This window comes from Amycolatopsis sp. EV170708-02-1, assembly GCF_022479115.1.
Lineage (GTDB): Bacteria > Actinomycetota > Actinomycetes > Mycobacteriales > Pseudonocardiaceae > Amycolatopsis.
Map to the genome: position 1 here is coordinate 9,071,425 of NZ_CP092497.1, position 26,806 is coordinate 9,098,230.

34 protein-coding genes are annotated in these 26,806 nt (G+C 69.2%); 16 read left to right on the top strand and 18 right to left on the bottom strand.

Annotated features, from left to right (window positions below; translation table 11 throughout):
* Positions 1-14 precede the first annotated feature (14 nt).
* Genes MJQ72_RS41625 through MJQ72_RS41640 form a run of 4 tightly spaced genes read right to left on the bottom strand, consistent with a single transcriptional unit; the run spans position 15 to position 2,639 of the window.
* Positions 15-554 (bottom strand): AAA family ATPase, encoded by a 540-nt coding sequence (locus tag MJQ72_RS41625; RefSeq protein WP_240596344.1) that lies wholly within the window; start codon positions 552-554, stop codon positions 15-17.
* The gene (locus MJQ72_RS41630; RefSeq protein WP_240596345.1) at positions 554-1,198 is read right to left on the bottom strand and encodes a hypothetical protein; all 645 of its coding nucleotides are present in this window, start codon (positions 1,196-1,198) and stop codon (positions 554-556) included. Before MJQ72_RS41630 ends, MJQ72_RS41625 begins: the two co-directional genes overlap by 1 nt.
* On the bottom strand, positions 1,186-1,998 hold the full coding sequence (locus MJQ72_RS41635; RefSeq protein WP_240596346.1) for an ATP-binding cassette domain-containing protein: 813 nt from the start codon (positions 1,996-1,998) through the stop codon (positions 1,186-1,188). Before MJQ72_RS41635 ends, MJQ72_RS41630 begins: the two co-directional genes overlap by 13 nt.
* The gene (locus MJQ72_RS41640; RefSeq protein ID WP_240596347.1) at positions 1,995-2,639 is read right to left on the bottom strand and encodes an aminodeoxychorismate/anthranilate synthase component II; all 645 of its coding nucleotides are present in this window, start codon (positions 2,637-2,639) and stop codon (positions 1,995-1,997) included. Before MJQ72_RS41640 ends, MJQ72_RS41635 begins: the two co-directional genes overlap by 4 nt.
* 111 nt (positions 2,640-2,750) lie before the next feature.
* Between MJQ72_RS41640 and MJQ72_RS41645 the strand changes: the two genes are divergently transcribed.
* The gene (locus MJQ72_RS41645; protein WP_240601557.1) at positions 2,751-4,070 is read left to right on the top strand and encodes an FAD-dependent oxidoreductase; all 1,320 of its coding nucleotides are present in this window, start codon (positions 2,751-2,753) and stop codon (positions 4,068-4,070) included.
* Positions 4,071-4,122: 52 nt separating this feature from the next.
* Here MJQ72_RS41645 and MJQ72_RS41650 read toward each other — a convergent pair whose 3' ends face one another.
* Both MJQ72_RS41650 and MJQ72_RS41655 read right to left on the bottom strand, forming a co-directional pair.
* Positions 4,123-4,779, bottom strand: coding sequence for a response regulator transcription factor (locus MJQ72_RS41650; RefSeq protein WP_240596348.1), 657 nt, complete (start codon positions 4,777-4,779; stop codon positions 4,123-4,125).
* On the bottom strand, positions 4,719-6,494 hold the full coding sequence (locus MJQ72_RS41655; RefSeq protein WP_240596349.1) for a sensor histidine kinase: 1,776 nt from the start codon (positions 6,492-6,494) through the stop codon (positions 4,719-4,721). Before MJQ72_RS41655 ends, MJQ72_RS41650 begins: the two co-directional genes overlap by 61 nt.
* 133 nt (positions 6,495-6,627) lie before the next feature.
* On the opposite strand from MJQ72_RS41655, the gene MJQ72_RS41660 reads away from it, so the two are divergent.
* From MJQ72_RS41660 to MJQ72_RS41670, 3 genes are all read left to right on the top strand, one after another.
* The gene (locus MJQ72_RS41660) at positions 6,628-7,338 is read left to right on the top strand and encodes an ABC transporter ATP-binding protein (protein WP_240596350.1); all 711 of its coding nucleotides are present in this window, start codon (positions 6,628-6,630) and stop codon (positions 7,336-7,338) included.
* Between the two features lie 15 nt (positions 7,339-7,353).
* Positions 7,354-8,088, top strand: a complete 735-nt coding sequence (locus MJQ72_RS41665) for an ABC transporter permease (RefSeq protein ID WP_240596351.1) — start codon at positions 7,354-7,356, stop codon at positions 8,086-8,088.
* Positions 8,089-8,198: 110 nt separating this feature from the next.
* The gene (locus MJQ72_RS41670) at positions 8,199-8,591 is read left to right on the top strand and encodes an SCO5389 family protein (RefSeq protein WP_034321968.1); all 393 of its coding nucleotides are present in this window, start codon (positions 8,199-8,201) and stop codon (positions 8,589-8,591) included.
* Here MJQ72_RS41670 and MJQ72_RS41675 read toward each other — a convergent pair.
* The 3 genes from MJQ72_RS41675 to MJQ72_RS41685 are packed head-to-tail and all read right to left on the bottom strand — an operon-like array spanning position 8,588 to position 10,619.
* Positions 8,588-9,595 (bottom strand): LLM class flavin-dependent oxidoreductase, encoded by a 1,008-nt coding sequence (locus MJQ72_RS41675; RefSeq protein ID WP_240601558.1) that lies wholly within the window; start codon positions 9,593-9,595, stop codon positions 8,588-8,590. The genes MJQ72_RS41670 and MJQ72_RS41675 overlap by 4 nt on opposite strands.
* Positions 9,568-9,723: a hypothetical protein gene (locus tag MJQ72_RS41680; RefSeq protein WP_005161850.1), complete on the bottom strand. Its 156-nt coding sequence runs from the start codon at positions 9,721-9,723 to the stop codon at positions 9,568-9,570. Before MJQ72_RS41680 ends, MJQ72_RS41675 begins: the two co-directional genes overlap by 28 nt.
* Positions 9,723-10,619 (bottom strand): class E sortase, encoded by an 897-nt coding sequence (locus tag MJQ72_RS41685; RefSeq protein ID WP_240596352.1) that lies wholly within the window; start codon positions 10,617-10,619, stop codon positions 9,723-9,725. Before MJQ72_RS41685 ends, MJQ72_RS41680 begins: the two co-directional genes overlap by 1 nt.
* A 412-nt stretch (positions 10,620-11,031) precedes the next feature.
* Here MJQ72_RS41685 and crgA point away from each other — a divergent pair, with 412 nt between their 5' ends.
* Positions 11,032-11,298, top strand: a complete 267-nt coding sequence (gene crgA / locus MJQ72_RS41690; RefSeq protein ID WP_034322048.1) for a cell division protein CrgA — start codon at positions 11,032-11,034, stop codon at positions 11,296-11,298.
* 118 nt (positions 11,299-11,416) lie between these two features.
* On the top strand, positions 11,417-11,794 hold the full coding sequence (locus MJQ72_RS41695) for a PH domain-containing protein (RefSeq protein WP_315860925.1): 378 nt from the start codon (positions 11,417-11,419) through the stop codon (positions 11,792-11,794).
* Between the two features lie 61 nt (positions 11,795-11,855).
* Here the strand turns inward: MJQ72_RS41695 and MJQ72_RS41700 are convergent, their stop codons facing one another.
* Positions 11,856-12,818, bottom strand: a complete 963-nt coding sequence (locus MJQ72_RS41700) for a rhomboid family intramembrane serine protease (protein WP_240596354.1) — start codon at positions 12,816-12,818, stop codon at positions 11,856-11,858.
* Between the two features lie 43 nt (positions 12,819-12,861).
* Complete coding sequence (locus MJQ72_RS41705; RefSeq protein ID WP_037333946.1) at positions 12,862-13,416, bottom strand: peptidylprolyl isomerase; 555 nt, start codon at positions 13,414-13,416, stop codon at positions 12,862-12,864.
* An 89-nt stretch (positions 13,417-13,505) separates the two neighbouring features.
* On the opposite strand from MJQ72_RS41705, the gene MJQ72_RS41710 reads away from it, so the two are divergent.
* Positions 13,506-14,204, top strand: coding sequence for a hypothetical protein (locus MJQ72_RS41710; protein WP_240596355.1), 699 nt, complete (start codon positions 13,506-13,508; stop codon positions 14,202-14,204).
* Positions 14,205-14,272: 68 nt separating this feature from the next.
* Here MJQ72_RS41710 and MJQ72_RS41715 read toward each other — a convergent pair whose 3' ends face one another.
* On the bottom strand, positions 14,273-14,482 hold the full coding sequence (locus tag MJQ72_RS41715) for a heavy-metal-associated domain-containing protein (protein WP_240596356.1): 210 nt from the start codon (positions 14,480-14,482) through the stop codon (positions 14,273-14,275).
* A complete protein-coding gene (locus tag MJQ72_RS41720; protein WP_240596357.1) occupies positions 14,479-14,880 on the bottom strand; it encodes a nuclear transport factor 2 family protein in 402 nt (133 codons plus the stop codon). The genes MJQ72_RS41715 and MJQ72_RS41720 overlap by 4 nt, the downstream gene beginning before the upstream one ends.
* A gap of 79 nt (positions 14,881-14,959) precedes the next feature.
* Here MJQ72_RS41720 and MJQ72_RS41725 point away from each other — a divergent pair, with 79 nt between their 5' ends.
* Positions 14,960-15,547 (top strand): TetR/AcrR family transcriptional regulator, encoded by a 588-nt coding sequence (locus tag MJQ72_RS41725; RefSeq protein WP_240596358.1) that lies wholly within the window; start codon positions 14,960-14,962, stop codon positions 15,545-15,547.
* A gap of 82 nt (positions 15,548-15,629) precedes the next feature.
* Here the strand turns inward: MJQ72_RS41725 and MJQ72_RS41730 are convergent, their stop codons facing one another.
* Both MJQ72_RS41730 and MJQ72_RS41735 read right to left on the bottom strand, forming a co-directional pair.
* Positions 15,630-16,082, bottom strand: coding sequence for a DUF6918 family protein (locus tag MJQ72_RS41730; protein WP_240596359.1), 453 nt, complete (start codon positions 16,080-16,082; stop codon positions 15,630-15,632).
* Positions 16,083-16,249: 167 nt separating this feature from the next.
* The gene (locus MJQ72_RS41735; protein ID WP_240596360.1) at positions 16,250-16,774 is read right to left on the bottom strand and encodes a DUF2020 domain-containing protein; all 525 of its coding nucleotides are present in this window, start codon (positions 16,772-16,774) and stop codon (positions 16,250-16,252) included.
* 72 nt (positions 16,775-16,846) lie between these two features.
* Here MJQ72_RS41735 and MJQ72_RS41740 point away from each other — a divergent pair, with 72 nt between their 5' ends.
* From MJQ72_RS41740 to MJQ72_RS41750, 3 genes are all read left to right on the top strand, one after another.
* A complete protein-coding gene (locus tag MJQ72_RS41740) occupies positions 16,847-17,560 on the top strand; it encodes a hypothetical protein (protein ID WP_240596361.1) in 714 nt (237 codons plus the stop codon).
* Complete coding sequence (locus MJQ72_RS41745; RefSeq protein WP_240596362.1) at positions 17,560-18,201, top strand: pyridoxal 5'-phosphate synthase; 642 nt, start codon at positions 17,560-17,562, stop codon at positions 18,199-18,201. Before MJQ72_RS41740 ends, MJQ72_RS41745 begins: the two co-directional genes overlap by 1 nt.
* Positions 18,202-18,295: 94 nt before the next feature.
* Positions 18,296-19,573 carry a M14 family metallopeptidase gene (locus tag MJQ72_RS41750; RefSeq protein WP_240596363.1) on the top strand — a complete coding sequence of 426 codons (1,278 nt, stop codon included), beginning with the start codon at positions 18,296-18,298 and terminating at the stop codon, positions 19,571-19,573.
* On the opposite strand, the gene MJQ72_RS41755 is transcribed toward MJQ72_RS41750, so the two are convergent.
* Positions 19,554-20,747 carry a DNA glycosylase AlkZ-like family protein gene (locus MJQ72_RS41755; protein ID WP_240596364.1) on the bottom strand — a complete coding sequence of 398 codons (1,194 nt, stop codon included), beginning with the start codon at positions 20,745-20,747 and terminating at the stop codon, positions 19,554-19,556. The genes MJQ72_RS41750 and MJQ72_RS41755 overlap by 20 nt on opposite strands.
* 53 nt (positions 20,748-20,800) lie before the next feature.
* Between MJQ72_RS41755 and MJQ72_RS41760 the strand changes: the two genes are divergently transcribed.
* The 5 genes from MJQ72_RS41760 to MJQ72_RS41780 all read left to right on the top strand — a co-directional run bounded on the left by MJQ72_RS41760 (position 20,801) and on the right by MJQ72_RS41780 (position 24,833).
* Positions 20,801-21,652 (top strand): ADP-ribosylglycohydrolase family protein, encoded by an 852-nt coding sequence (locus MJQ72_RS41760; RefSeq protein ID WP_240596365.1) that lies wholly within the window; start codon positions 20,801-20,803, stop codon positions 21,650-21,652.
* Between the two features lie 60 nt (positions 21,653-21,712).
* Positions 21,713-22,777, top strand: a complete 1,065-nt coding sequence (locus tag MJQ72_RS41765) for a sensor histidine kinase (protein ID WP_240596366.1) — start codon at positions 21,713-21,715, stop codon at positions 22,775-22,777.
* Positions 22,768-23,427, top strand: a complete 660-nt coding sequence (locus tag MJQ72_RS41770) for a response regulator transcription factor (protein ID WP_240596367.1) — start codon at positions 22,768-22,770, stop codon at positions 23,425-23,427. The genes MJQ72_RS41765 and MJQ72_RS41770 overlap by 10 nt, the downstream gene beginning before the upstream one ends.
* 64 nt (positions 23,428-23,491) lie before the next feature.
* Positions 23,492-24,415 (top strand): alpha/beta hydrolase, encoded by a 924-nt coding sequence (locus tag MJQ72_RS41775; RefSeq protein WP_240596368.1) that lies wholly within the window; start codon positions 23,492-23,494, stop codon positions 24,413-24,415.
* Between the two features lie 19 nt (positions 24,416-24,434).
* A complete protein-coding gene (locus MJQ72_RS41780; RefSeq protein WP_240596369.1) occupies positions 24,435-24,833 on the top strand; it encodes a MerR family transcriptional regulator in 399 nt (132 codons plus the stop codon).
* On the opposite strand, the gene MJQ72_RS41785 is transcribed toward MJQ72_RS41780, so the two are convergent.
* Together MJQ72_RS41785 and MJQ72_RS41790 are read right to left on the bottom strand one after the other, a co-directional pair.
* The gene (locus tag MJQ72_RS41785; protein WP_240596370.1) at positions 24,748-26,214 is read right to left on the bottom strand and encodes a DHA2 family efflux MFS transporter permease subunit; all 1,467 of its coding nucleotides are present in this window, start codon (positions 26,212-26,214) and stop codon (positions 24,748-24,750) included. The two genes, MJQ72_RS41780 and MJQ72_RS41785, sit on opposite strands and share 86 nt — an antisense overlap.
* A gap of 86 nt (positions 26,215-26,300) precedes the next feature.
* Positions 26,301-26,798: a YbaB/EbfC family nucleoid-associated protein gene (locus MJQ72_RS41790; RefSeq protein WP_240596371.1), complete on the bottom strand. Its 498-nt coding sequence runs from the start codon at positions 26,796-26,798 to the stop codon at positions 26,301-26,303.
* Between the last annotated feature and the right edge of the window lie 8 nt (positions 26,799-26,806).

A 26,806-nucleotide genomic window follows, 5' to 3' on the forward strand; every position in this document is an offset into this window, starting at 1 on the left:
GTGCGGGGCCCTTTTCATGTCAGCTTCTCGAGCAGTCCCTGATAGGCCTGCGTGATCCGTCCGGCGCTGGTCCGCACCACGACCGCCTTCGGCCGCGAAGCGATGAGCGCCACGAGCCGGTCGTACATCTCCGCCAGCCGTTCGGGCCCGTCCAGCATCTCGTGCGCCTCGACGTGTTCGGGCTCGGCCGCCGCGCGTGTGCGTTCGGCGAACCGCCGGAGCATGTTGTCCTTGGTGTCGAGAAGGACGATCTCGTGGAACTCCACACCTGTCTCCGCGGCGAGCGTTTCGAGGCGTTCGAGGAGCTCGGCGCGGCCGAGGAATTGCGGGACGATCACGTCGTGGCCCGCGAGCAGATGGGTGCGAGCGGCGCTCACAGCGAGGTCGCGGGCGAGCGTTCCGGCTTTCGCGGCGTCGTCGCGCCAGGCGCCGAGGAGGCCGCGAAGCCGGTCGATGTCGAGGTTCAACGTCAGCGGATGGTCTTCGGCGTACAGCCGGGCGAGGGTCGACTTCCCGCAGGCGGGCGGGCCGTTGAGCACGATGAGCCGCGGCATCAGGCGTTGCGCCGGAGCAGATAACCGACGGCCGTGGCGCTCAGCAGCAAGGCGGCCACCGCCGCCACGACGGCCACCACGAACGGGCCGGTCAGTGGTTGCTGCGAGGTCAAGGCGCGCAGCAACGGGTTGGCCAGCGGCAGCCACTTCACCAGCAGCACCGCCGCGAGGGCGAAGATCGCGGCCAGGACGGACCAGCCGACGCGCGGGACCAGCAGCCGCGAACAGGGCAGGCCGATCGCGATCCCGAACAGCGCGCACAGCGCGTGCGCAGCCGTCCCGAGGGCGAGCGCGCCGATCGGGAAGCCGCCTGAACGCAGGCCTGACCACAGCACCGTCACGAGGATCAGCACGGCCGCGCAGCCGAAGACGGCCAGCGTGGCTCCGCCGAGGACCGACCGCCAGCGTCGCGCGTGGCTGAAGGTCACCAGCCGCTGGACCGGGTCTTCGACGTCGAGCATCGCGATGGTCAGCCAGCACGAGACCACCAGGAGCGAGCCCGCGCTGATCCCGTACTGCGGCAGCAGCGGCGACTTCGGATCCGTGTAGAGCACGGTGTTCACCGCGAGGTAGGCGAGGATCGCCGGCAGGTAGCGCTGGGAGTGGCCGAGCAGCGCGAGGTAGTAGCGGGTCATGGCGAGCACGGCGCCACCTCCCGGACCGAGAAGCCGCGGTTGAGCGCGCGGAGCAGGACCGCGTCGGCGTGCCCGGCTTCGACCGTCAGGACGACTTTCCCGTCCTCGGCGACGGCCTGGGTCACGCCTGGTTCCGAAGACCAATCGCCGCTGGGACCGTGCAGGACGATCCTTGTCGCGCTCTCGGTTTTCGTGGTCGTTTCGACGCGGGTCAGCAGGCCGTCGTCGATCCGGTAGACGTCGTCGGCGTGGGCGTGCACGACGGAGGCCCGGTGGTCGGTGAAGACCACGCTCGCGCCCCGTTCCTTGGTCTCGGCGACGAGTTCGCCGAGCACGGTGTGCGCTTCGACGTCGAGACCGGACCAGGGCTCGTCGAGGATCAGCAGCTCCGGCTCGGCGAGGACGGCCTGGGCGAGGCCGACCTTCTGGGCGTTGCCCTTCGACAGGGTCCGCAAGGGCGCGTCCGGGCCGCCGACCAGCACCAGCCGGTCCAGCAGGGGATCGATCGCCGACAAGTCGACATGGCCGTCGATGCGGGCCATATGCCGCAGGTACGCCCTGGCACTCATCCGCTGTCCCGCGGGAAAGCGGTCCGGCACGTAGCCGACGCGCGGGCCGCCCACGACGGTTCCCGAAGTCTCGCGGGAGAGTGCCGCGAGGATCCTGAGCAGCGTCGACTTCCCCGAGCCGTTCGAGCCGAGGACGCCGATCACGCGCCCCGCCGGGACGTCGAGGTCGACGTCGGCGAGCACGGGTTCGCCGCGGCCGTAGCGCTTACCGACTCCTTCGAGCCGGATCAGCGAGGTCACGCAGCAGCGGCCTTCTGCAGCGCGCGGGTCGCCTGTTCGAGTTCGTTGACGGTGGCGTCGGGGACCGGATGCCCGGCGGAGGCCATCCAGTTCGCCAGCATCCGGTGACCGCCCTGGGTGAGCACGGACTCGGGGTGGAACTGGACGCCTTCGAGCGGCAGCTCGCGGTGCCGCATGCCCATCACGACACCGGACTCGGTACGGCCTGTGATCTCGAACACGGCCTCGTCGATGGTTTCGGGCAAAACGGTCAGCGAGTGGTACCGCGTGGCGGTGAATTCCGCGGGGAGCCCGGCGAGCACACCGTCGCCCGAATGGTGGACTTGACTGGTCTTGCCGTGCAGCAGTTCCGGGGCGCGGTCGACGGTGGCACCGAAGACGACGCCGAGGGCCTGGTGACCGAGACAGACGCCGAGCATCGGGATGCGCTCTTCGGCGCATTTGCGGATGACATCCATGCTCTGACCAGCGCGTTCCGGGGTTCCGGGGCCGGGAGAGACGAGGACCGCGTCGAACTCGCCGAGCTTGTCGATGTCCACCACGTCGTTACGCCAGACGGTGCAGTCGGCGCCGAGCTGGGCCAGGTACTGGACCAGGTTGTAGACAAAACTGTCGTAGTTGTCGACGACGAGCACGCGCATGAAGCCAGCTTAGCGGCTCCCACCAGGTGGACCGTACGCCAGATCACAATGATTGTTAGGGCTGCCTAACTTACCGTGGTAGGAGTGAGCCGTTCTCTTCGTGTAGCCATCGTGGGTGCCGGTCCGGCCGGCATCTACGCCGCCGACATCCTCGACAAGTCCGACGCCGACGTGACGATCGACCTGTTCGAGCGCATGCCGGCGCCGTTCGGGCTGATCCGGTACGGCGTCGCGCCCGACCACCCCCGGATCAAGGGCATCGTCACCGCCCTGCACAAGGTGCTCGACAAGCCGAACATCCGGCTGCTGGGCAACGTCGACTACGGGACCGACCTGAAGCTCGACGACCTGCGCCAGTTCTACGACGCGGTGATCTTCTCCACCGGCGCCATGGCCGACCGCGCGCTCGACATCCCCGGGATCGACCTCGACGGCAGCTACGGCGCCGCGGACTTCGTCTCCTGGTACGACGGGCACCCGGACGTGCCGCGCACCTGGCCGCTGAACGCGACCTCGGTCGCGGTGCTCGGCGTCGGAAACGTGGCGCTCGACGTGGCGCGGATCCTCGCGAAGACCGCCGACGAGCTGCTCAGCACCGACATCCCGGACAACGTCTACCAGGGCTTGAAGGCCAGCCCGGTCACCGACGTGCACGTGTTCGGCCGCCGCGGCCCGGCTCAGGCGAAGTTCACGCCGCTGGAGCTGCGGGAGCTGGACCACTCGCCGAACGTCGAGGTCATCGTCTACCCCGAGGACATCGAGTTCGACGAGGGCAGCATCGCCGCGCTGCGGGCGTCGAAGCAGATCGACATGGTCGTGAAGACGCTGCAGGAATGGGCGATCCGCGACCAGGGCGACCGGCCGAAGCGGCTGCACCTGCACTTCCTGCACTCGCCGTGCGAGATCGTCGGCGAGGACGGCAAGGTGACCGGCCTGCGGACCGAGCGCACCGAACTGACCGGTGACGGCAACGTGCGCGGCACCGGCGAGTTCCACGACTGGGACGTCCAGGCCGTCTACCGCGCGGTGGGCTACCTGTCGTCGCATCTGCCGGAGATCCCGTTCGACCACACCACCGGGACCGTGCCGAACCAGGCGGGCCGGGTGCTGGACATCGACGAGGACCAGGTGCCGGGCGTCTACGTGACCGGCTGGATCAAACGCGGCCCGGTCGGCCTCATCGGCCACACCAAGGGCGACGCGGCCGAAACCATCGCGAGCCTGCTGGCCGACGCCGACAACCTCACGGCCCCGGCCGTCGAGGACCCCGACGCGATCCTCGGCTTCCTGACCGAACGCGGCGTTCCCTTCACCACCTGGGAGGGCTGGGGCAAGCTCGACGCCCACGAGAAGTCGCTGGGCGTCCCGCACGGCCGGGAACGCGTCAAGGTCGTGGAACGCGAAGAGATGACCCGCATCTCGCGAGGCTGATTTCGTTCTGTGAAGGCCTCCTTGAGGGACCCAGAGTCCCTCAAGGAGGCCTTCACGGCGTTCCCAGGTAAGCGAGGACCGCGAGCACCCGGCGGTTCGTGTCGTCCGAGGCGACGATGCCGAGCTTCGCGAAGATGTTCGCGGTGTGCTTCCCGACCGCCCCCTCGCTGAAGTGCAGCCGCGAAGCGATGGCGGCGTTGGAGCAGCCTTCGGCCATCAGTCCGAGCACCTCGCGTTCGCGCGGGGTCAGCGCGGACAGCGGGTCGGATGCGTTGCCCGCCACCAGTTTCGCGATCACCTCGGGGTCCATCGCGGTGCCGCCGCCCGTGACCCGCCGCACCGCGTCGATGAACTGGTCCGCGTTGAACACCCTGTCCTTCAACAGGTAGCCGATCGCGCCGGCCCCGTCGGCGAGGAGTTCCCGCGCGTAGAGCTGCTCGACATGTTGTGACAGAACGAGAATCGGCAATCCGGGGATATCACGCCGGACGGCCAGCGCGACCTGGAGACCTTCGTCGGTGAGCGTCGGCGGCATCCGGACGTCGACCACCGAAACGTCGGGCCGATGCGAACGCAGCGCCCGCTCCAGTTCCGGCCCGGTGCCCACCGCCTCGACCACGTCGAATCCGTGCGCGGTCAGCAAATGCGTCAGGCCGTCTCGGAGGAGGTACTGGTCCTCGGCGACGACGCATCGGGGTCGAGCTGGCACGGGATCTCCATGATCGCCTTCGTCGGCCCGCCGGGCGGGCTGGTCAGAGCAAAAGTACCGTCGAAGGCGCCGAGCCTGCGTTCGATCCCGCGAATCCCGCTCCCCCGGGCCGCGTTCGCGCCGCCCTTGCCGTCGTCGGTCACCTCGATCCGCAGCAGACCGTCGTCGTAGCCCAGCTCGACCGACACTCGCCGTGCCTCACCGTGCTTCGCGGCGTTGCCCAGCAACTCGCTGACCGCGAAGTACGCGCACGCCTCCGCGGGTTGCTCCAGCCGAGGCAAGGTGCCGTTCACCGAAGCCCGCAGTGGGCTGTCGAGCGCCATCGCGCGCACGGCGTCACCGAGCCCACGCTCCGACAACACCGGCGGGTGAATCCCGCGCACCAGCAGCCGCAACTCGGTCAGCGTTTCTGACGACGTCTGCCGCAGCTCGGCGGCCAGCCGTTTCGCCGCGGCCGGGTCGCTGTCGATCAGCGCTTCGACCGCGCCCAGCTTCATACCCATCGCGACCAGCCGCGACTGGACCCCGTCGTGCAGGTCTCGCTCGATGCGCCGCAGCTCGGCGGCCTGCGCGACCGACGCGTCGGTCCGCGTCTGCTTCAGCCGTTCGACACGCTGCCCCAGCCGCGAAGCCTCTGTCGGCCCGAGAAGCAGCTTCGCGAAACGCGCTCCCAGACGGGCGAGCCACGGCGCTGCGGCCAGCCCGGCGACGAACGCCGCCACGGCGACAGGAGTCAGTGCGAGCGCTTGCCCGAACGGCCGCCGGACCCACAGCGCCACCACGCCCCAGATACCGCCGACCACCAGCGCCGCCGTCGGCACCGCCAGCAGCCCCAGCACCACGGAGTTGGCCATCGCGCCGGCCAGATCACGCCAGGTCGCGCGGTCACGCAACGCCCAGCGCAAACGCGCCAGCCGCGCCGGCCACCACGGCGTGTCGTACAGCTGCCGTCCGTGCCGGTACATCCCGTCCGCACGCGGCACGGGGAACGGCGGCTCCGGCAGATACGGGCGATCGATCCGCACGCCGGTCCAGTTCTTGGCCTCGCGGCGCAGGGTGTCGGTCACCGAACGACCGGCGACGACCATCGTCGGGAACAGCGGCGACGGCCAGACCAGGGTGAGCAGCGTCGGGATCGCCATCCCGAGCTGTGCGACCGAAAGCGCGAACAGGGCCAGCTGGAACCCCAGCGCCTTCAGCCTCGTCTTGATCCAACCGTCCCCGGTGCGAGCCGGGCGGGGCCCGAGCCACCAACGCGTCCATTTCCCGTACAGCCGCAGCGCGCGCGGCCCGGCCAGCAGAACGGCGGGCATCAGCAGCAGGCCCGCGAGCGGATTCCACAGCTGCCAGCCGAGGTCGCGGCCGGTCGCCGGATCGTCGGAGATCCATTCGAACCGTTTGGTCCACCGGATGAACCACGACCGTTTGAACAGGCTGTTCCCGTCGCGATACCAGCCGTCGCGCTCGCGTTCCGGTTCGGGCGGCGCCGGCCGATAGGGCGATTCGACCTCGACACCGCACCAGCGTCCGGCCAGGCGACGGGTGAGCGCGGCACGCGGACGCGTCCCTTCGAGCGCGAGAGTGTAGGCGAAGACCAGGCCGACACAGAGCAGGCAGAAACCCACCAGTTCGAGCAGCAGGTCCAGCCAGCTCACCAGTGCCAAACCCGCGAGCACGAAGCCCCGGCGCACTGAGGTGAGGTAGGTGCGGATCATGCGACGAAGTCTTCCCCACCGCCCCGGCCCGGCACAGTGACCACAGGCCCCCGATCAGGGTGGGTCCAGCCCCACCCCAGCTGTGGGTTCAGCGCCATTCTGGCCAAGTCCGTTGCGCCATAACGTTTTTCGCATGCCACTCATCGAAGTCACCAACCTCCGCAAGACGTACGGGGAGCACGTCGCGGTCGACGACGTTTCGTTCCACGTGGAACAGGGCGAGATCTTCGGGATCCTCGGGACCAACGGCGCGGGCAAGACCACCACGGTCGAATGCCTCCAGGGACTGCGCACACCGGACTCCGGCACCATGTCGGTCCTCGGCCTCGACCCGGGCAAGGACCACGCCGCGCTGCGGCAGCGCCTCGGCTCGCAGCTCCAGGAGAGCCGCCTGCCGGACAAGATCAAGGTCCACGAGGCGCTCGACCTCTACGCCTCCTTCTACGCGAACCCCGCCGACACCGGTGACCTGCTCGCGAAGCTCGGTCTCACCGGGCAGCGGGACAAGTACTTCGGCAAGCTTTCCGGCGGCCAGAAGCAGCGCGTCTCGATCGCGCTCGCGCTGGTCGGCCGCCCCGAGGTCGCCGTCCTCGACGAGCTGACCACCGGACTGGACCCGCACGCCCGCCGCGACACCTGGAAGCTCGTCGAGGCCGTGCGCGACACGGGCGTCACCGTCCTGCTCGTCACGCATTTCATGGACGAGGCCGAACGCCTTTGCGACCGCCTCGCGATCTTCGACGCCGGACGCGTGGCCGCCTCCGGCACCCCGGCCGAACTCCGCGACCGCGCCGGTAAATCCACTTTGGACGAAGCCTTCGTGACCCTGACCGGCCGCGACTGAGCCAGGAGACGACAAATGAACACACTCGCCAAGATCACCCTCACCGAAACGAAACTCGCCCTCCGGACGCCCGGCTTCGTCATCGGCGGGCTCGTCCTGCCGACGGCCATCACGGCCGTCCTCGGCGCCATACCCGCCATTCGCGCGGAGAGCGGAACAACGACGGGCATGCGCTTCCTCGACGCCTGGGTGCCGTCGATGGTCGTGCTCACCATCGCCATGATGGGCCTGCAAGCGATCCCCGGGATCATCGCTTCGTACCGCGAACAGGGCATCCTCCGCCGCTTCGCCACCACTCCGGTGCACCCGGCCCAACTGCTGGTGGCGCAGCTGATCATCAACGTCACCGTGACCATCGGCGGGGTCGGCATCCTCCTCGTGACGGCGGGCGTCGTCTTCGACGTCCCCACCCCTCGTCACCCGCTCGGTTTCCTGCTGACGTTCGTCCTCGGCACGACCGCGATCTTCGGCCTCGGGCTGATCGCCGCCTCGGTCGCCAAGACCAGCCGCGCGGCGGGCGGGATCGCGCTGATCGCCTACCTCCCGGTCATGTTCCTCGGCGGCGTCTGGCTGCCACGTCCGCTGCTCCCGGCGGCCATCCGCGACATCGGCGCGTACATCCCGCCGGGCGTCAAAGCCCTCGAAGACGCCTGGACCGGCACCGGCGCGCAACCGCTGCAACTCGCCGTGTTGGCGGCTTTCGCGGTGGGCAGTTGTGTCGTGGCGGCGAAGCTTTTTCGCTGGGAGTGACGACGGCTTCCGCCAAAGTGGTGATGATGATCGTTTTCTCTTGTGGCTCGGGCCGCGGGTGGGTAGTCAGGTAGACGGCCCATGTTCACCGTGTCTCTCTCGGAGGTTCGATGTCTCTGGATGTATCGCCCGCGCTGCTGGAGAAGGCCGAGCGCGGGGAGGTCTCCGACGCCGAATTCGTCGCCTGTGTCCGGGAGTCCCTGCCCTATGCCTGGACCGTGATCACCGGCGTCATCGCGGAGGCCGAGGGCGCGGCCGACGGGTTCGCCGACAACGAGACGCCGCCGCCGAGCGAGGCCGAACGCGGCCAGCTGCTGCGGGCGCTGGCCTCGGACTCCATCCGCGGCGGGCTGGAACGGCACTTCGGGGTGAAGCTGGCGTTCCAGAACTGCCACCGCGTCGCCGCGTTCAAGCCGTCCCAAGTGGACAGTGACCGCTACCGCGCGTTCATCTCGGTGCGCGGCCAGCTGCTGAACCAGAGCCCCGAACTCCGCGACTGCTAACCCCGTCGCAACGCGGGTAGCACCTCTTCCCCGATCCGCGCGATGTTCTCGAGCGTTCCCTCCGGCGTACCGGACGCTTCCACCATCATGATCACGTGGGAGACCCCGGTACGCCGGATGCTCGTCCCCAGCCTGTCGACGCAGTACTCCACTCCGCCGATCGGGTGCATCTCGCACAGCCGGTCGGTATAGGACACCGGGTCCTTGCCCAGGCCCCGTTTGCCGTCGAGGTACACGTGCCCGGCGAAGCCCTCCTTCAGGGAACCGGGCAACGCGGACCGCACGACGTCCAGCGCGTCGTCCCCGACCTGGCACATCACCGTCGATACATGTTCGGCGGCGGAATCCCCGTACGCGGCAAGGGTTTCGATTTTGCCGTCGTCGTCGGTGTGCAGGCCGAGCAGCATCGGCAGCCCCCGGTCGGCGGCGAGCCGCACGGCACGCGAGCCGGCGTCGCCGCAAGCCACCACCAGACGCGGGTCGTGCTCCGGCCGCGGCACCATCGGCACCTCACGGAACCGGAAGTGCTCCCCGTCGGCCGAGACCGTCTTCGACGTCATCGCCGCGAGCATCAGGTCGAGGCTCTCCTCGAACCCTGTTTCGTAGCGGGAAGCGCCGGTGCCGAAGACCTCCAGGTCCTGCCAGGGCCCACCGCGCCCGACGCCGATCCGCAGCCGCCCGCCGGACACGGCGTCGAGCAGCGACCACTGTTCGGCGAGCGCCACCGGATGCGCGACGGACAGCACGCTCACCGCGGTGCCGACGGTGATCCGCTCGGTGCGGCCGAGCACGTGCGCGGCGAGGGTGATCGCGGACGGGCAGACGCCGTACGGCATGAAGTGATGCTCGGCGAACCACACGTCGTCGAATCCGGCCCGCTCCGCGGCGATGGCGGCGTCGACCGACCGGCGCAGCACATCGGCGTCCTCCTGCCCGGGAAACCGCCCGGAGACGAGGAAGACGCCGAACCGCGCGGCTACTGGACGCTCACTTCGTTGAACCAGAGCCGCGGCTCCAGCCACGGGAAGACGACGAACATCAGCAGCGCCACGATCCCGAGCGCCAGCACGACCGCCGTCGCCAGCTTCACCGCGAAGGGGCCCGGCAGCTTGCGCCAGATCCAGCCGTACATCAGCGCGCCTCCGAGATCTTGGGCAGGAGTTCGGCGTAGGAGCCGACCTGGTTCTTCGGCACCTGCTGAGCCAGCACCGCGTGGATGATGAGCCGTTCCTTCGCCGAGAACTTCGGGTGGCACGTCGTCAACGTGAGCAGCGAGACCTGGTCGGCCTTCGGCAGGATCTCCGGGTCCTTGTACGGCACCGGGTTCACCGTGTCGCCCTTGGTCGGGAACACGATACGGCGGCCGTTGGTCTCACCGTAGGCACCGCCGTCGGGGGCGTTCGGGTTGCGCAGTGTCCCGACGTTCTTGCACTTCGGCTGCGCGCCCTTGCCCTCCGCCCAGCCTTCGACCTCGTCCTTGTACGGCAGCACCTTGTAGATGTAGAAGTCGGTCTGCGTCTCGATGATGATCTGGTCGCACGAGCTGAGGTTGTCCAGATCGTTGAACGGCGCGCCCTTGCCGACCCGGTGGCCGGCGATGGCGAAGTTGCCCGGTTCGCCCGGCAGCGCCGTGCCCTTGTAGTGACCGGGGCCGACTTCGAGCGCCGCCTCGGTGGTGCCTTCCTGGATGGTGAAGTTGAAGTCGGCACCGAACACCGGGATGTGGATCCTGGCGAACGCCTTCCCGTCGACCAGGTCCGGGTGCAGCTGCCGGTCCTTGCCCCACTCGCCGTCCAGCTCGGAACTGGCCTCGGACTGTTTGCCCGCGGAGAAGAGGTCCGTCACGTAGACCTCGTAGACCATGAACAGCAGCACCACCAGGCCGGCGGTGATGAGGAGCTCGCCGACGGTCCGGATGGCGACGCCGCCCTTGCCCAGCTCACGGGGCGGCGGACGTTCCTCGGTCGCGGTGCCGCCCCCGACCGGTTCGAAGACGACCGTCTCTTCGGTCGACCCCGGCGGCGGCATGGGACGACGGCGCGGTGGTGGCGCGTCGCTCCGGCGGCGCGGCGGAGGTCCGTCGTACGCCCTGCCGCCGTCCTGCGGCCGCCGTCGAGGCGCCTCTCCGGAGGCACGACGGGGCGGAATTGCGTCCTCCGGCCTACGCCGGGGGGCCGGACGGCCTCCGCCGGGGGGTCGTTCGGAGTACCGCCGTCGGTCCCCGCCCGGCTCTTCCCGCTCAGCCACGCAAAGCTCCTCAGTCTCGAACCCAACCGCTGCCGAACCGTGTGTGACACCATTGTCACAGTGCGGGAAATCGACCGGTCCCGGACGGTGCCCAGCGGCGCTCGTTTACGTTAACGTGTGCACGTGGCGCTGGTTGCGCACCCGAAAGCGGGTCATCGCCACCAGGGAAGCCGAACAGTACGCGAGGAACACGATGCCGAAGTCCAAGGTCCGCAAGAAGACGGCGTACACCCCGCCGACCGATCGCCGCACGCCGGTGAAGGTCAAGGCCGCGGGCCCGTCGAACCTGTTCTACAAGATCGTGATGTTCGGCCTCATGTTGATCGGCCTGATGTGGCTGGTCGTCAACTACATCGCGGGCGACAAGATCCCCTTCATGGCGGATCTGGGCAACACGAACTTCGCCATCGGTTTCGTGCTGATGATCGCCGGGTTGCTCATGACGATGCGGTGGCGGTGAGCATTACCCCGGATGGCGGCTTGACGCCGAATTACACCGGTGTGACTCATCCCCAGTGTGGATAACCCCTGTGGATAACTACCCCACCTCGTGGGCGCCGCAGCGCAACGTTGTGGTAGTGGCCTGGGTGATCACCCTGTTGCTGCTGGCAGGCGTGCTGTGGCTGGCCATCGGCGGCGACGTCGGCGGCACCGTGCTGACCGGGGTCGCAATGCTGTCCGTGGGCGCGCTCGCGCTGCACGGCACCCTGCTCCGTCCCCGGCTGGCGGCCGGCCCCGGTGGACTCCTGGCCAGGACCGTGAGCGGTGCGCACCGCTACTCCTGGACCGAAGCCCGGCTCCGGCTGCGCACCACGCGGCGGCTCGGCCGGGACAGTGTGACCCTGGAGGTCGAATCCGGCGATCACCTGCTGGTGTTCGGCCGGATCGACCTCGGTGAGGACCCCCGCGACGTGCTGGACGTCCTCACCGCCCTCAAAGGTCAGGCGTTGTCGTAGTAGTGGGGTAAGGCGAACGTGGCGTGTTCTCGGGCGAGTCGATGACGGGCCCCGCCTGCGACTACTCCGGGTAACAGGCGTACGAGGGCACACCCCGGCTGGTGGCGAGCTCGCAGGTCGCGGAAATCGTCTGCGAGTCCTTCCAGACGACGAGCCCGATCATCGCCACCACGACGATCGCGATCCCGCCGAGCTGCCATTTCAGCCGGTTCTTGTCCGGCGCGTACAGCAGCGCGAAGGTGGCCAGGAGCCCCGCGACGAACCCACCCGCGTGCCCGAGGATCGAGATCCCCGGCACCTGGAAGGTGATGAAGACGTTCAGGCCGAGGATCACCAGCAGCCACGTCGGATTGAGCCGCAGCTTGATGACGATGACCGTGTACGCGCCGATGAGCCCGAAGATGGCGCCGGACGCGCCGACCACCGGGACGGCGTCGAGATCGCTGAAGACCAGGTTCGCGGCCGAGCCACCGAGCAGGGAGACGAAGTAGAGCACCGTGAACGGGACGCGGCCGAGCGCGGTCTCCAGCGGGCGGCCGACGAACCACAGCGAGAACGCGTTGCTCGCGATGTGCAGCAGGCCGTACTGCAGGAAGCCCGAGGTGAGGATCCGCCACCATTCGTCGCCGGCCAGCGTCGCGGGATTCCACAGCTGCCCGTACTGGAACAGCTCGGAGAAGTTGTTGTTCGCGAGGCTGCCGGACTGGACGACCGTGACGAGGAAGATGAGGACGTTGAGCGCCAGGAGGACCGGCGTCACGACAGCCGTCCGAACGGGCTGGGCGCCCGCGAGCGTGCGCGAGCCGTAGCCGGCGTCGCGGTACTGCTTCTGCTGGGCGCGATCCTGCTGACGGCCGGCCTGGACACAGTCCGTGCATTGGAAGCCCACGGCGGCTTCGCGCAGGCAATCCGGGCAGGCCGGACGCTCGCAGCGTGAACAGCTCAGCCCGGTCGGCCGGTTCGGGTGCCACCAGCAGCCGGGCATGGCGGCCTGCTGGTACTGGGGATTCGGTGGTTGGCTCACGATGCCACCAACCTACCGAAATCCCCAGTGACAGGCTCTGCGATCAGCGGCTGATGCTGACCTTTTCGATGACGATGTCCTGCAGCGGACGGTCGGCCGGACCGGTCGCCGTGCGGCCGATCGCGTCGACGACGTCGCGGGAAGCCTGGTCCGCGACCTCGCCGAAGATGGTGTGCTTGAAGTTCAGGTGCGTCGTCGGCGCGACGGTGATGAAGAACTGCGAGCCGTTGGTGCCGGGTCCGGCGTTGGCCATGGCCAGCAGGTACGGCTTGGAGAACTGGAGCTCCGGGTGGAACTCGTCGCCGAACTTGTAGCCGGGGCCGCCGCGGCCGGTGCCGGTCGGGTCGCCGCCCTGCAGCATGAAGCCGTCGATGACGCGGTGGAAGATCGACCCGTCGTAGAACGGGCCCGAGTTCGTGCCCTGCGCGTTGGGCTGGGTGTACTCCTTGCTGCCCTCGGCGAGCCCGACGAAGTTCGCGACCGTCTTCGGCGCGTGGTCGGGGAACAGGTTCAGGTTGATGTCACCCTGGTTGGTGTGCAGAGTGGCCTTCAGCGCGCCACCAATGAGGGATCCCTTGCTTTCAGTCACGAGCTTCATCGTGCCATCTGCGGCAAGATCTGGGGAAAAGGGGCACGATAGGTTACAAGCAACGAAGCAGAATCAAAACGATTGATGAGGTGAAGGCCATGACCCGGGCCGCAGATTCGGTGAGCGAGTCGGCGAAGGCCGGCGCGCTCGGCCTGCGCAAACGTGCTGTCGAGGCGGGTAAGGAAGCCACCGCCCACGCCGTAGAGGTAGCCGAGCAGAAGCTCTCCGAGAGCGCCGGTGAGATCGCTAAGACCAGCCGTCGCGCGCGCAAGAAGCTCGCGAAGAAGACGGAACTGACCCGCAAGGAGCTCAAGCGGAGCTCGAAGGCGGCTCGTAAGGAGGCGCTGGCCAGGATTTCCGAGATGCGGAAGCCGGGCCGCAAGGCACGCAAGGCCGCCATCCAGGCCGCGAAGTCCGCCGGTGAGTCCAAGCGCCGGGGCAAGAAGGACTTCAAGGCGGCGAAGAAGGACTTCAAGGCCGCGCTCGTCGAGGCGAAGACCGCCGCGAAGGGGACGCGCAAGCGTCGTCGCTGGCCGTGGGTGATCGGTATCGCGGTCGTCGGCGCCGGTGCCGCCTACGCCCTGCGTTCCAAGCAGGAGCCGCCGGTCGCGCCCGCGCCGCCGAAGGCTCCGCCCGCTCCTCCCGCCAAGCCCGCCGCTCCGGCCGCGGCCGCTCCGAAGCCGGCGCAGCCCGCTCCGGCGAAGCCCGCCGCTTCCGGTCCCGCTCCGGCGAAGCCGACGGCTCCGAAGAACGGGCACCAGGCTTCGAACGCGAGCTCCGCCGACAAGAAGAACTGACGCCTCACCCTCTTCTGCTTGTCGCGAAGGGCCGCCCAGGACCACTTCTCCGGTCCCGGGCGGCCCTTTCACGTCCTGGTGAGTTCGTAGCCCGCTTCTTCGACGGCGGCACGGACTTCAGCCACGTCGAGATTCCGGTCGCTGGTCACGGTGACCGTGCCGTTCTCGACGTCCACCGCCACCGCGGTGACCCCGGCGAGGGTTTCGATCTCCTCGGTGACGAATCCCGCGCAGTGCCCGCAGACCATTCCGCTCACGGCGTAGGTGCGCTCGCTCATGCCGTCGCCGTTTCGCCGGGCAGGGTGCGGGTGAGCGTGTGTCCCCGGCGCATCCGGCCGTCCGGGGTGAACTCGCCGAAGAAGTACACCTCCATCGTGAGGTCCCTCTTGCGATTCGTCACGTACAAGGTGCTCCGGGCGGCGATGCGGTCCCCGCCCGCCACCGCTTCGTGCACCTCCCATCGCGCGGTGGGCCGGTTCTTGCGGACCGGCCGGGTATGCGCGATGAGCTTGTCCCGGTCCATCGGGTGCCCGTCGGCGATCTGCACGATGTCCGGCGTGTGATAGCGGTCGACGATCGCGCCCGCGTCCTCGTCGCTGTTCACCAGTTCTTCGTGGAAGGCCGTGTGGAAATCCGCGATGAACTTCTTCGGGTCTGCGCCGTGGAAGGGTTCCATGATTGCTCCCAGCCTCACGAACGATCTCTTACAAGCTGTAAGATATCCACCGCCCATCAATTCTGACAAGGTGTAAGAGATGCCTCGATCCTCGGCGCGGAACCAGCGCTCCGACGCACAGCGCAGCAGGGCTTCGATCCTGGACGCGGCGCTCCAGACCCTCGGCGCGGATCCCGACGCGGGCGTCGAAGCCATCGCCACCACCGCGGGCGTGACCCGGCAGACGGTCTACGCCCATTTCCCTTCACGAGGGGAACTTCTGGCCGCGGTACTCGACCGCATCACCGAAGAGGCTGTCGCCGCGATGGACGCCGCGGACCTCGACGAGGGCCCGGCCGCCGAGGCACTGGTGCGGTTGATCGAGGCCGGACGTCGCACGTCCGGGCGATACCCCGCCCTGCTCCGGAAGATCACTTCCCTGCCGGTGAGCCCGGAGGCCGACCAGCGGCGCCATTCACCGGTCGCCGAGCGGCTCGAGCGCGTCATCCGGCGGGGCAAGGCGACGGGCGAGTTCGATGATCGGCTGCCGACGGGCTGGCTGGTGGCGGTCACCGTGAAACTCGGTCACGCGTCCGGCGAAGAGGTCGACTCCGGCCGGATGTCCGAGGGCGAAGCGGCGGACGCGCTGCGCACGAGCCTGCTCCGAGTGCTCGGCGCGACACCGTGAACATGACGAAGGGGCGCCTCTCCACCTCCCGTGAACGGGAAGCGGATCGACGCCCCTTCGGCGCGTTTACGTCAGCGCGCGATCAGACAGCCGCAGCGTGCTTGTCGATCAGCTGGCCGAGGCGGGGCAGGGCCTCCTCGACGTTCTTCTTGCCGTTCGGGCGCAGCTTCGAGTACACCTTCTTGATGCTGTCGCGGCTGCTCTTCTCGGCGCGCGAGTCGGTGACCGACAGGAGCGCGTCCGAGGCCTCGTCGCCACGGCCGGCCAGGTAGGCGCCGAAGTCGTTGCCACCCTTGGCCTTGAAGTCGCCGTAGAACGGCTCGAGGGCGACGGTGAAGTCGTCGAGCAGGGTGTCGACGGCGGCGGGGATGATGCCCGGCTTGATCTTCTTGACGGCGGCGAAGCCGGTCTTCACGACGGCACCCGAAACGCCGCCCTTGTCCGAGACCTCGGCGTCGACGAGGCCTTCGAAGTCGCTCACGACCGCCGGGCGACGGCTGGAGTCGAGCAAGATTTCCTTGAGGGTGTCAGCCACGAAACCTGTCCTTTTGTCTTATGGGGAGAAATGATCTTTTGTGCCGCCGAGCCACACCGCAAGGCGGCCTCCGCCGGATCTGGCGTCGCGCTGGTCCCGCGAAACCTCGCGCGTGCGGCACAGGGTAGTACAAGATCAACTTCACTCTGACGTGTGGATACCACTACCTAGAGCTTCAGCTCACCGATAGCCTCCTTCGCCACCGTACGTGCCTTGATGCTCTGCTTCTGGTTGGTGGTCACGACTACCGCGTTCCCGCCCTTCGCGACGGCGTAAACGGCGCCTTCGCCGGAGGGTTGGTAGCCGCCCTTCCAGCCCGCCGGTTCGTCGGCGGGGTTGGAGGTGTCGATGGGCGCCGCCTGATCCACGATCGCCTTGGCCACGGCAGGCTCCCCGACGTACACGCGCACGGTGAGCTGCAGTTTCCCGCTGAGCGCGTAGAAGAAACAGGCCGGATGCGGCTGATCGGCCGAGGTCTTGACCTTGGAGACCTTCTGCCCGTTGGCCTCCGAGACGAACTCGTTGCCCAGATACGGGCACGGCCCCTTGCCGGTGGGTTCCGGGGCGGGCGGGATGCTGGGCGCCGGGGTGTTCGACGGCGCGGGCGAACTCGCCGCGGGCGGCGGCTGTTCCGTCGGCCCGCAGGCCGCCAGCAGCGGCACGACGAGCGGCAAGATCAGAAGACGTCGCATAGTGGCGTCCAGTGAAGCAGATCGCCGTTCGTGCGACGATGGCCGTGCGCGAGGAGTCTTCGGGAGGCGTCAGTGCTCAGCAAGGAGCAGTACCTGGGTGCGGTGGCAGAGCGCATCCAGCGCAGCGGGGGCAGGCTGAACACGGTCCAGATCGGCCCGAGCGCCGCCGTCGTGGGCCTGTTCACCGAGTCCGTGATGATGTCGACGATGAACTACTGCGTGGTCGCCGCGGCGATCCCGGAGGTGACGGCACCCGCGTTGTACGACTTCACCCGGCTGGCGACGCAGCACGCGCGCGCGAACGTGATGGGCACGGTCGGCTGGACGGCCGCCTCGGTGGTCATCGCCGGGCTGATCGGTGACCGGGTGTACCCGGACGCCGCGCAGGCCGCGTCGGCGAAATCCGGTAACCAGTTCGGCGGCGAGACGCGCATGGTGGCCGTCGACGTGTCGGCGGCGCAGATGTACGCGTTCGTCGGCGGGAAGCTGTGGGGCGCGGCGGTCCAGGGTTCGGTCAACGCGAAGCTGACGTTCTGTTTCCCGCAGCCGGCCGAGGTCTATCAGCAGGTGCAGTGGGCGCAGTCGCAGGGCCAGCAGCCGCCGATGCCGCCAGGACCGCCCGGTCCGCCTCCCGGCCAGCAGCAGCCACCGCCCGGCTGGCAACCGCAGCAGCCGCAGTATCCGGTCGGGCCGCCGCCCGCGCAGGGTCCGCCGCCGGGCCAGCATCCGCCGCACTATCCGCCGCCCGCGCCCGGCTATCCGCCGCAGCGCCCGCCGGGGTACTGATGGATCGCACGCTGCGCGGCTGGCCTTCGTTCCCCGAAGAACTTCCGGAGTTCGACACCGAGGCCACTCCCGCGACCCCGCGCGAGCTCTTCCTGGAGTGGCTCGACGAGGCGGGGGAACACGTCCTGGCGCCGCACGCCGTCACGCTGTCCACAGTGGACGCCGACGGGGTGCCGGACGCGCGGGTCGTGATCCTCAAGGACGTCGACGGGGACACCTGGGCGGTCGCGACGAGCTCCGAAAGCCCGAAAGGTGTTCAGCTGGCGAAGAATCCGTTCGCCGCGCTGACGTTCTTCTGGCCGGGACGAGGCCGTCAGGTCCGGATGCGCGGCCCGGTCTCGGTCGCCGATCCGGAGGTGTCCGCGGCCGATTTCACCTCCCGGCCACCGGCGTCCCGGGTGGAGGCGTTCATCGGCAGGCAGTCCCAGGTGCTCGAAGATCCGGCCGACCTCGACCGCGCGGCCGCGGAAGCGGAGCGATGGGTCGAGGAGAATCCCGGTGTGGCACCGGAAACCTGGACCCGCTACCTGGTGACGCCGTCCGAAGTGGAGTTCTGGCAGGCGAGCCACGACCGCCGGCACCGGCGGCTCCGCTACCGGCGCGCGGACGGGACCTGGCACAAAGAACGTCTCTGGCCGTAAACGGTAACTGGGAACGACGATCGTCGGGTTGTCGTGGATGATTCACTTCGGCGACGGTGAACGACACCTTGTCCCCAGATCGTTCGGAGGCGAAATGTCCACACGCCGTCGCATCGGGGGCGCCTTGGCCGCCACAGGGCTCGCCCTGCTGGCCGTCACGACGCCCGTCGCGAACGCCCAGACCGGCGACCCGGCGAGAGGGCTGTACTCGGTGGAGGGGGCGTCCACTCCCGACAAACGCACCGAGGTCGCCCGCACCGGTGTCGACGTCGCGGGTTCGCGCGGCGGCGCGCTGACCGTCGTCGCCACGCCGGGACAGGCCGCGGCCCTGCGCGCGAACGGGTTCGGCCTGAAGCCGCTCGGCGACTTCGACAGCATGCTGAAACAACGGAGCGATCGGGCGGGCACCGCGGCCGTCGCGGGCGACTTCCCGCCGGGCGACGAGGCGTACCACACCTACGCCGAAACGACCGCGGAGCTGCAGAAGGCCGCGAAGGACCACAGCGACATCGCGACGCTGTCGAGCGTCGGCAAGTCCTACGAAGGCCGCGAGCTGAACCTGCTGAAGATCAGCGACAACGCGGGCACGGACGAGAACGAGCCCGAGGTCCTCTTCACCTGCAACCAGCACGCGCGCGAACATCTCACCACCGAGATGTGCCTGCGGATCGTGCAGCGGTTCACCAGCGGGTACGCGAGCGACCCCGCCATCAAGAAGATGGTCGACGAGCACGAGATCTACGTGATCCCGAACGTCAACCCGGACGGCTCCGAGTACGACATCACCGGCGGCGAGTACCAGGGCTGGCGCAAGACGCGGAAGCCCGTGCCGGGCAGCAGCGCGGTCGGCACCGACCCGAACCGCAACTGGGACTACAAGTGGAACTGCTGCGGCGGGTCGAGCAACAGCCCGTCCGCCGAGGACTACCACGGTCCGTCGGCGTTCTCCGAGCCCGAGACCAAGGCGGTCGCGGCGTTCGTCGACTCGCGCGTGGTCGGCGGCGCGCAGCAGATCAAGACGCATATCGACTTCCACACCTTCTCGGAACTGGTGCTCTGGCCGTACGGCTACACCAAGGCGGACACCGACACGGGTCTGAGCGAAGAGGAAGCGAAGCGCTTCGCCGACGTCGGCAAGCAGATGGCCGCCACCAACGGCTACACGCCGGAGCAGTCCAGCGATCTGTACGTCACCGACGGCGACGTCAACGACTGGGCGTGGGGCAAGCACAAGATCCTCAGCTACACCTTCGAGATGTACCCGAAGGACGGCGGGATCGACGGCTTCTACCCGCCCGCTTCGGTGATCCCGGAGCAGACCGCCCGCAACGACAAGGCGGTCGACATCCTGATCAACGAGGCGAAAGCCTGAGATCGGCCACTCGCGACGCCCGGCTCTTCGGCGAATCCAAGCTGAAGCTCCGGGCGTCGCCCAGCTGGTCACGGACGAATTCCTCGGTCCTCGCGATCGTCTCGCGCAACGCGGCGTCCTCGTCGCCGAAGAATTTGTGGACGATCTTCCCGGCCTCGGTGTCGAACTCCCACAAGCCGGCGATGCGGCCCCTGTCGACGATGACGTGACTAGGCGGATCCGCCTGCCCGCCCAGCGTCTCCCCCGCCCGGCCTCCGGGCACCGGTCGTTCGACGTCGGTGTCGGCGAGCAGCCGCGACATCTCGCGGTGCAGGAGATGGATGCCGTCGATTCCCGCGAGCAGCGTGTACGACGGCTCGGACGGCACGGTGAACGCGGCGAACTCGTCCGCGAGTTCCTTGGGCATCAAGAGATCGGTGCCGTCGAGCGGCACGAGCTCCAGCTCTGCCGCGATCTTCTTCGCGCTCGCCGCGGTGAAACCGGAGAACCAGCGGAAATGCTTGAGCGACGCCGGAGCCGCCCACGAGAAGTACCGCCGGGCGAGCCCGGTCCGCGCGGTGTCCATATCGGACAGTCCGCCGCGCGGGGACGGCGTCCAGCGGACATAGCCGTAACGCTGCTGATCCAGCCTGCCGTCGACCGGGACCCGGCGGATGTCGCCGCGCGCCTGGAGCAGGCCGAGCGCGAGCGGCAACGTCGTGGTGGTGCCGCGTTTCCGGCCCGCCTCTCCGAGGTTGCGCACCGCGCCTTGGGCGGCGTCCTTGATCGCGGGCGGGCCGAGCGGCTCGTCCGACGCGTCGAGCAGGTCGGTGACGGTGACGCACAGCTGCTCGATCTCGGCCTGGGTGACGCCGAGGTACTTCTCCGCGGCCGCGAGCTCGCCGGCGGGCGCCCCGGCCCCGACGGTCAGGCCGAGTTCGAAATCCGCCGACGGCAGGACGTAAGTGCAGCCGCGCGCCGAAGGCAGCTCATGGATGGCCAGCCGGGCGACGTCCGCGTCGACGGTCTCGCGATCGAGACGGGCTCTGGCGAACAGCCCGAGATAGGGCGCCGACCCGCCGACCGAGCGCATCCAGCCGGTCCGTTCCAGCACCTCGGCCGCCGATACCCCGTGCAGCGATCCGTCGAGACCCTGCCGATGTGCCCACCACGCGCGCAGCTTGTCGGTCGCCATGACTCCACGGTATGGGCATCCGGTGACACCCCGCAGCCTGGCACGATGGACGGATGCTGGTCGAGCTGGCCATCGGCGACGCGTACGGGGGCTCCTTCGAGCACGCGTACCCGAGCTTCGTCGCGGAGCACAACAACCTGACCGGCTACGTGCCGCATCACGGGCAGCCCGGTGCCCCGGCCGGCCGCTACACCGACGACACGCAGATGACGATCGCGATCGCCGAGGTGCTCGTCTCGGGCCTGCGGTGGACGCCGCTGCTGCTCGCCGAGCAGTTCGTGCGGGCGTATCACCGCGATCCGCACGACGGCTACGCACCGAGTTTCCATCAGCTGCTCAGCGAGGTCCGCGACGGCGAAGAGCTGCTGCGACGGCTCCGGCCGCAGAGCGACAAGAGCGGCGCCGCCATGCGCGCCGGGCCGATCGGGGTCCTGCCGACCGTCGACGACGTGCTCTATCACGCGAAACTGCAGGCCAGGATCACGCACGACACCCCGGCCGGGATCGCCGCGGCGCAGGCGGCCGCGCTGGCCGTGCACTACTGCCACCATCGGGTGGGGCCGCTTTCCGAAATCGCGAGGTGGATCGAAGGGATCCTTCCCGAGGATGTCGGGCACGGCGGCTGGGCGCTGCCGTGGTCGGGCAAGGTCGGGCCACAGGGCTGGATGAGCGTGCGCGCCGCGCTGACCACCCTCGCGAACGGCCGGAGCCTGAGCGGGATGCTCCACTCCGCCGTCGCGCTCACCGGCGACGTCGACACCGTCGCGACGATCGCGCTGGCCGCCGCCTCACGCTCGCCCGAGGTGGCGCAGGATCTGCCGCCGGTGCTGTGGCGCGACCTGGAGAACGGCGAGTTCGGCCGCGATCATCTGGCGAGGCTCGACGAGCGGCTGCTGCACATCTGACGTACCCGGGATCCACACGACGCGGACGTGCGCGTGCGCCCGGTTCGGCAGACTGAGCCGGTGAGGTGGCTGATCAGAAGTGGAGCCGTCGCCGCTTGGCTCGCGGTGAGCACGCTGCTCGTCGTCGGCACGGCGAACCTCGAACCCGGACACGGGGAGCGCCCGGTCGACGCGTTCGGGTTCGCCGTCGTCGCGTTCGCTTGTCTCGCGCTGACCACCGTCCGGCGGACACCGGTGACGGCTGCGGTGGCGGAAGCGTTTGCGCTCCTGCTCTACCTGGGGTTCGGCTATCCCGACGGTCCCGTGCTGTTCGCCGGTCTCGTGCCGTTGTTCGCGCTCGGGCTCCTGCGTCCCCGACGGCTCGCGTACGCCGTCGCGGCCGGTATGGCGGCGACGGTCGTCGGCACGAACGTGGCCACCGGCGGGGCAGGCGTCCTCGATCTGGTCTTCGTCGGCTGGGCCGGCGTCGCGGTCTTCGCGGCCGACGCGCTTCGAGGACGCCGTGAGCGGACCGCGGCCGCCGAACGGGCGGAACGTGATCGCGTCCTCGGCGAGCGGCTGCGTATCGCGCAGGACCTGCACGACAGCGTCGGCCACGCGATGGCGGTGATCAACGTCCAGTCGGGGATGGCCCGGCACGTCATCGACGATCACCCGGAAGTGGCGAAGGAAGCGCTCGAAATCGTCCGCACGGTCAGCGGCACGATCCTCGACGAACTGAACGCCATGGTGCGGCTGCTGCGCGACGACTCCGCGCCGCTCGGACCGGCGCCGGGGGTCGCGGACATTCCGGAGCTGGTCGCTTCGGCGAATCACGCGGGCTTGGCCGTCACGCTGGACCTCGACGCTCCCGGGATCGATCAGCCGGTCGGCGGCGCGGTGTACCGGATCGTCCAGGAGTCGCTCACGAACGCCGCGAAACACGGCGCGTCACCCGTCGGTGTGACGGTGCGGAGGGACGAGGACGGTCTGCGGCTCGACGTGCTCAACGAGGTCGACGAGCCGGGTCCGGACGTTCCCGGCGCCGGGATCAGGGGAATGGGTGAACGAGCCAGGTCGACCGGCGGCACACTGACGGCGGGCCGCGAGGACGGGAGGTTCCGGGTGAGCGCGCGATGGCCGTGATCAGGGTGGTACTCGCCGACGATCAGCTCCTGGTGCGATCCGGGTTCGCGGCGCTGCTCCGGGTGGAACCCGGGATCACCGTGGTGGGGGAGGCGGACGACGGCGAGGCGGCGGTGGCCGTCGTCGCGGAAACCGTGCCCGACGTGGTACTGATGGACGTCCGGATGCCCGGCCTCGACGGTATCGAGGCCACCCGCCGCATCGTGGCGGACGAACGGCTGTCCGGCGTGCGCGTCCTCATGCTGACCACGTTCGACCTGGACGAATACGTTTTCGACGCCTTGCGCGCGGGCGCCAGCGGGTTCCTGCTCAAGCACACCGCTCCCGCCGATCTCCTCCAAGCCGTCCGGGTGGTCGCCGCGGGCGACGCGCTCCTCTCGCCGAGCGTCACCCGGCGCCTGATCGCGGAATTCACCGCGCGGCCGTCGCCTTCGCTACCCCGTGCGGAGGGTTCGCCGTTCACCGAGCGGGAGCACGAAGTCGTCCAGCGGGTCGCGCAGGGCATGTCGAACGAGGAGATCGCGCGGGAGTTCTTCATCAGCGCGGCGACGGTACGGACGCATGTGAGCCGCGCGATGAGCAAGGTACACGCCCGCGATCGCGCGCAGCTGGTGGTGTTCGCGTACCGGACCGGGATGGTGCGCGCCTGACGTAGCCGTCGATCTCCACAGCGGCACGACGACGCGACCCTGGCCCGCGAGCGACGCTTTCGCCATGAAATCCATCGTGAAAGCCGCGCTGCTCACCGCGCTCCTCACCTTGCCGGGAACCACGACGGCCGTCGCCTCGGAACGACCTGCCCGCTGCGCCGAACAACGCTTTTCGGTACAGGTGAACGGCGAACACCAGACCATCGCGGGCGAACTCTGCGCCCGAGGGAAAGCCACCACACTGCAGATCCTGCTGCACGGCGGGACCTACGACCGCTCGTATTGGGACTGGCCGTACCAGCCACGTCGATACTCCTATGTGGACAGTGCCACTCGCGCGGGCTACGCGACGCTCAACCTCGACAGGCTCGGATACGGCCGCAGCAGCCGCCCGGATCCGGAGACCCTCGACTTCGCCGCCGGCGGCGAGGCCGTCCATCAGGTAGTCCGGCAGCTGCGCCCGCGCTTCCGTACCATCGTCCTCAATGGACATTCGATGGGCGGCCTCGTCGCGGAAAGAGCCGCCGAGCGGGGCGGCGTCGACGCCGTGATCGTCAGCGGCATCCCCCGCGACCGGCCCGGCGCCCGTGCCGCGACCGCGTCCCCGTTCCATCCCGCCGAACTGGACCCGAAGTTCGCCGGAAAGCCTTGGGCCCGCGGCTATTTCACGACACGTCCCGGCACTCGCGCCCAGACCTTCCATCACCCCGGCACCTACGACCCGGCGATCATTCCCGTCGAAGAGGCCCTCAAGGACACGCTCGCGTCGGCGGAACTCCGTTCGGTGGGGCCGGACGCGGCGAACCGGTCGGCGCCGAAGGTCCCGACGGCGTACGTACTGGGCGAACACGACACCCTCGTCTGCGGAAGCGGCGACTGCGGCGCCGACGAGATCGTGCGGGGCAGCGGTCATTCGATCAACACCAGCCTCGCCGCACGGAGCTTCTACCGGTGGACCTTCACCTGGCTGGCTCGAAAGTTAGGGTAACCTAACCTAGACTGGCCGTATGGATTCCTTGACGCCGGTTCGCGAGGCCGCCGACCATTTCGGGCTGGCGATCTCGACCCTGCACTACTGGGAGCGCCGCGGGCTCATCACCGCCCGCCGCCGCTCGGGACAGCGGTACTACGACGACGATCAGCTGTATCGCATCGCGCTGATCAAGCATTGGCGGCGGATCGGCGGGCTGGGCCTGGCCAGGATCACCGAACTGCTCGCCGAACAGCACCGCTGGCGGGAAGTGGTGACGGGACAGCTCGCCGAGATCGAACGGGAGCGTGCGCGGCTCGACACCGCGCACGACTACCTGGTCGAACTGCTCACCTGCCGCCGTGAGGGGAACCTTGAGGACTGCCCTTGGTTCCGCGACCGGGTCGACCTGCCCGCCCACGCGGCGGCGAGCTGAGCCCGGGCATCGCCACCGCCGCGACCACCGCGGCCGCCGCGAGGCAGGCGGCGGAGGCGAGGAACGCGGCGGTGTAGCCGTGCACCAGCGCCTCCCCTTTCGGCAGGCCGGACGGCGAATTCGCGGTCACGGCCGCCGCGAGCGCGGTCAACGCGGCGAGCCCGAGGGCGCCGCTGGTCTGCCGGACCGTGTTCAGCAGCCCGGCGGCCAGTCCGTTCTGGCGTTCCGGCACCCCGCTGGTGGCGGCCACGGTGATCGGGGTGAAGGCCGCCGCGGTCCCGAATCCGAAGACCATTCCCGGCACCAGCACGGAGACGACGTAGGAAGCGTGCGCACCGGCCAGCGCCGCGATCCCGGCGAAACCCGCCGCGCCGACCGCGCAGTACAACGCCGCCGCGCGCCGGGGCCCGATCCGCACCGACAACCCGCCCGCCGACCGCGCGCCGGCGAACATCGCCACCCCCACCGGCAGGTAGGCCAATCCGGCCCGCATCGGCGAATAGCCGTGAACGTCCTGCAGGTACAGCGAAAGCAGGATCGGGCTGGCGAGGAAACCCAGCCCCAGCAAGAAGATCACCACGTTCCCGCTGCTGACCGAGCGCAGCCGGAAGATCCCGAGCGCGATCAGCGGTTCGTCCGCCCACCTGTGCTGGTGCACCAGGAAGACGGCGAGCAGGACGAGCCCGCCCGACAGCGGAAGCAGCACGGCCCCGCTTCCCCAGCCCGCGGACGACGAACGCATCACCGCGTAGACCACGCCCACGAGCCCCGCCGCCGACAACACCGCGCCGGGCACGTCCAGCCTGCGGCGAGGACGGCTCCGGTCCCGGAGCGGCAGCACCGCTCCGGCGACGAGGACGGCCACCACACCGATCGGGACGCTGACGAAGAACACCCAGCGCCAGCCCGCCCACTGGGTCAGCAGGCCGCCGATCACCGGTCCCGCCGCGGCACCGGCCGCGCCCACCGCGCTCCAGGTGCCCAAGGCCCGCGCGCGGCGGGCGGGTTCGGTGAACGTCGTGGTCAGCAAGGACAACGTCGCCGGCATCAGCAGCGCGCCGCCGAACCCTTGCACCGTGCGGGCGACGAGCAGCGTCTCCGGGGAACCGGCGAGGCCGGCGGCGAGCCGCGCGACGGTGAACAGGCTCAGCCCGAGCACGAAGATCCGCCGGACCCCGAATTCGTCGCACAACCGGCCGCCCAGCAACAGGAAGCCGGCGAAGGCGAGCGTGTACGCGTTCACCACCCAGGTCAGCGCGCTGTCGGAGAAACCGAGCCCGAACCGGATCGCGGGCAGGGCGACGGAAACGATCGTCGCGTCGAGGATGACCACGAAGGAGCCGGCGCAGGCCAACCCGAGCACGATGCCTTCACGTCTCATACCGTCACCCTCCGCTCCGGCGGCGGATGATCTTCCGCCGCCGGGCCAGCGTGCCCGCTGAAGCGCGCTTGAGGGCAAGCCGGTCGCTACCAGGAAGGCCGGTACCGCAGGCCTTGCTCGTAGTACTGGTCCTCGGATTCGGGCTGCTCGTCCTGCGCGGGCCCGGCCGGTTCCTCCGAACGGTCTTTGAGCACCACGTTTTCGTCCCCGGCCGTCGTCCGGCGCGGCGCCGCCGGCGTGACGGTTTCCCCGGTCTCCTGGAACGAAGGGGTGAACCCGAGGCGCCAGCGGAGCCGGTCCGTGATGTATCCGGCGTTGCCGATCGGCGCCATCAGCTCCGCGCTGCGTTTCGCGGATCCTTGCTGCGCTTCCTGATAGGTCCGCATGACGGTGTCCGCGATCTCGGCGGGCGACATCCGCGACGCGGCTTCGCCCAGCCGAAGCCGCGTCATCACACCGTCGGTGTTGACCGAAACGGAAACGGCACCGTCCGGTGAGGACGCGTCCACCGAGAGGGCGGCCAGCGCCTCGAGCATCGCTTGCCGGTCGTTACCCGGCTTCTTGGGTGCCGGTTTGTCAGCCACGATCCTCC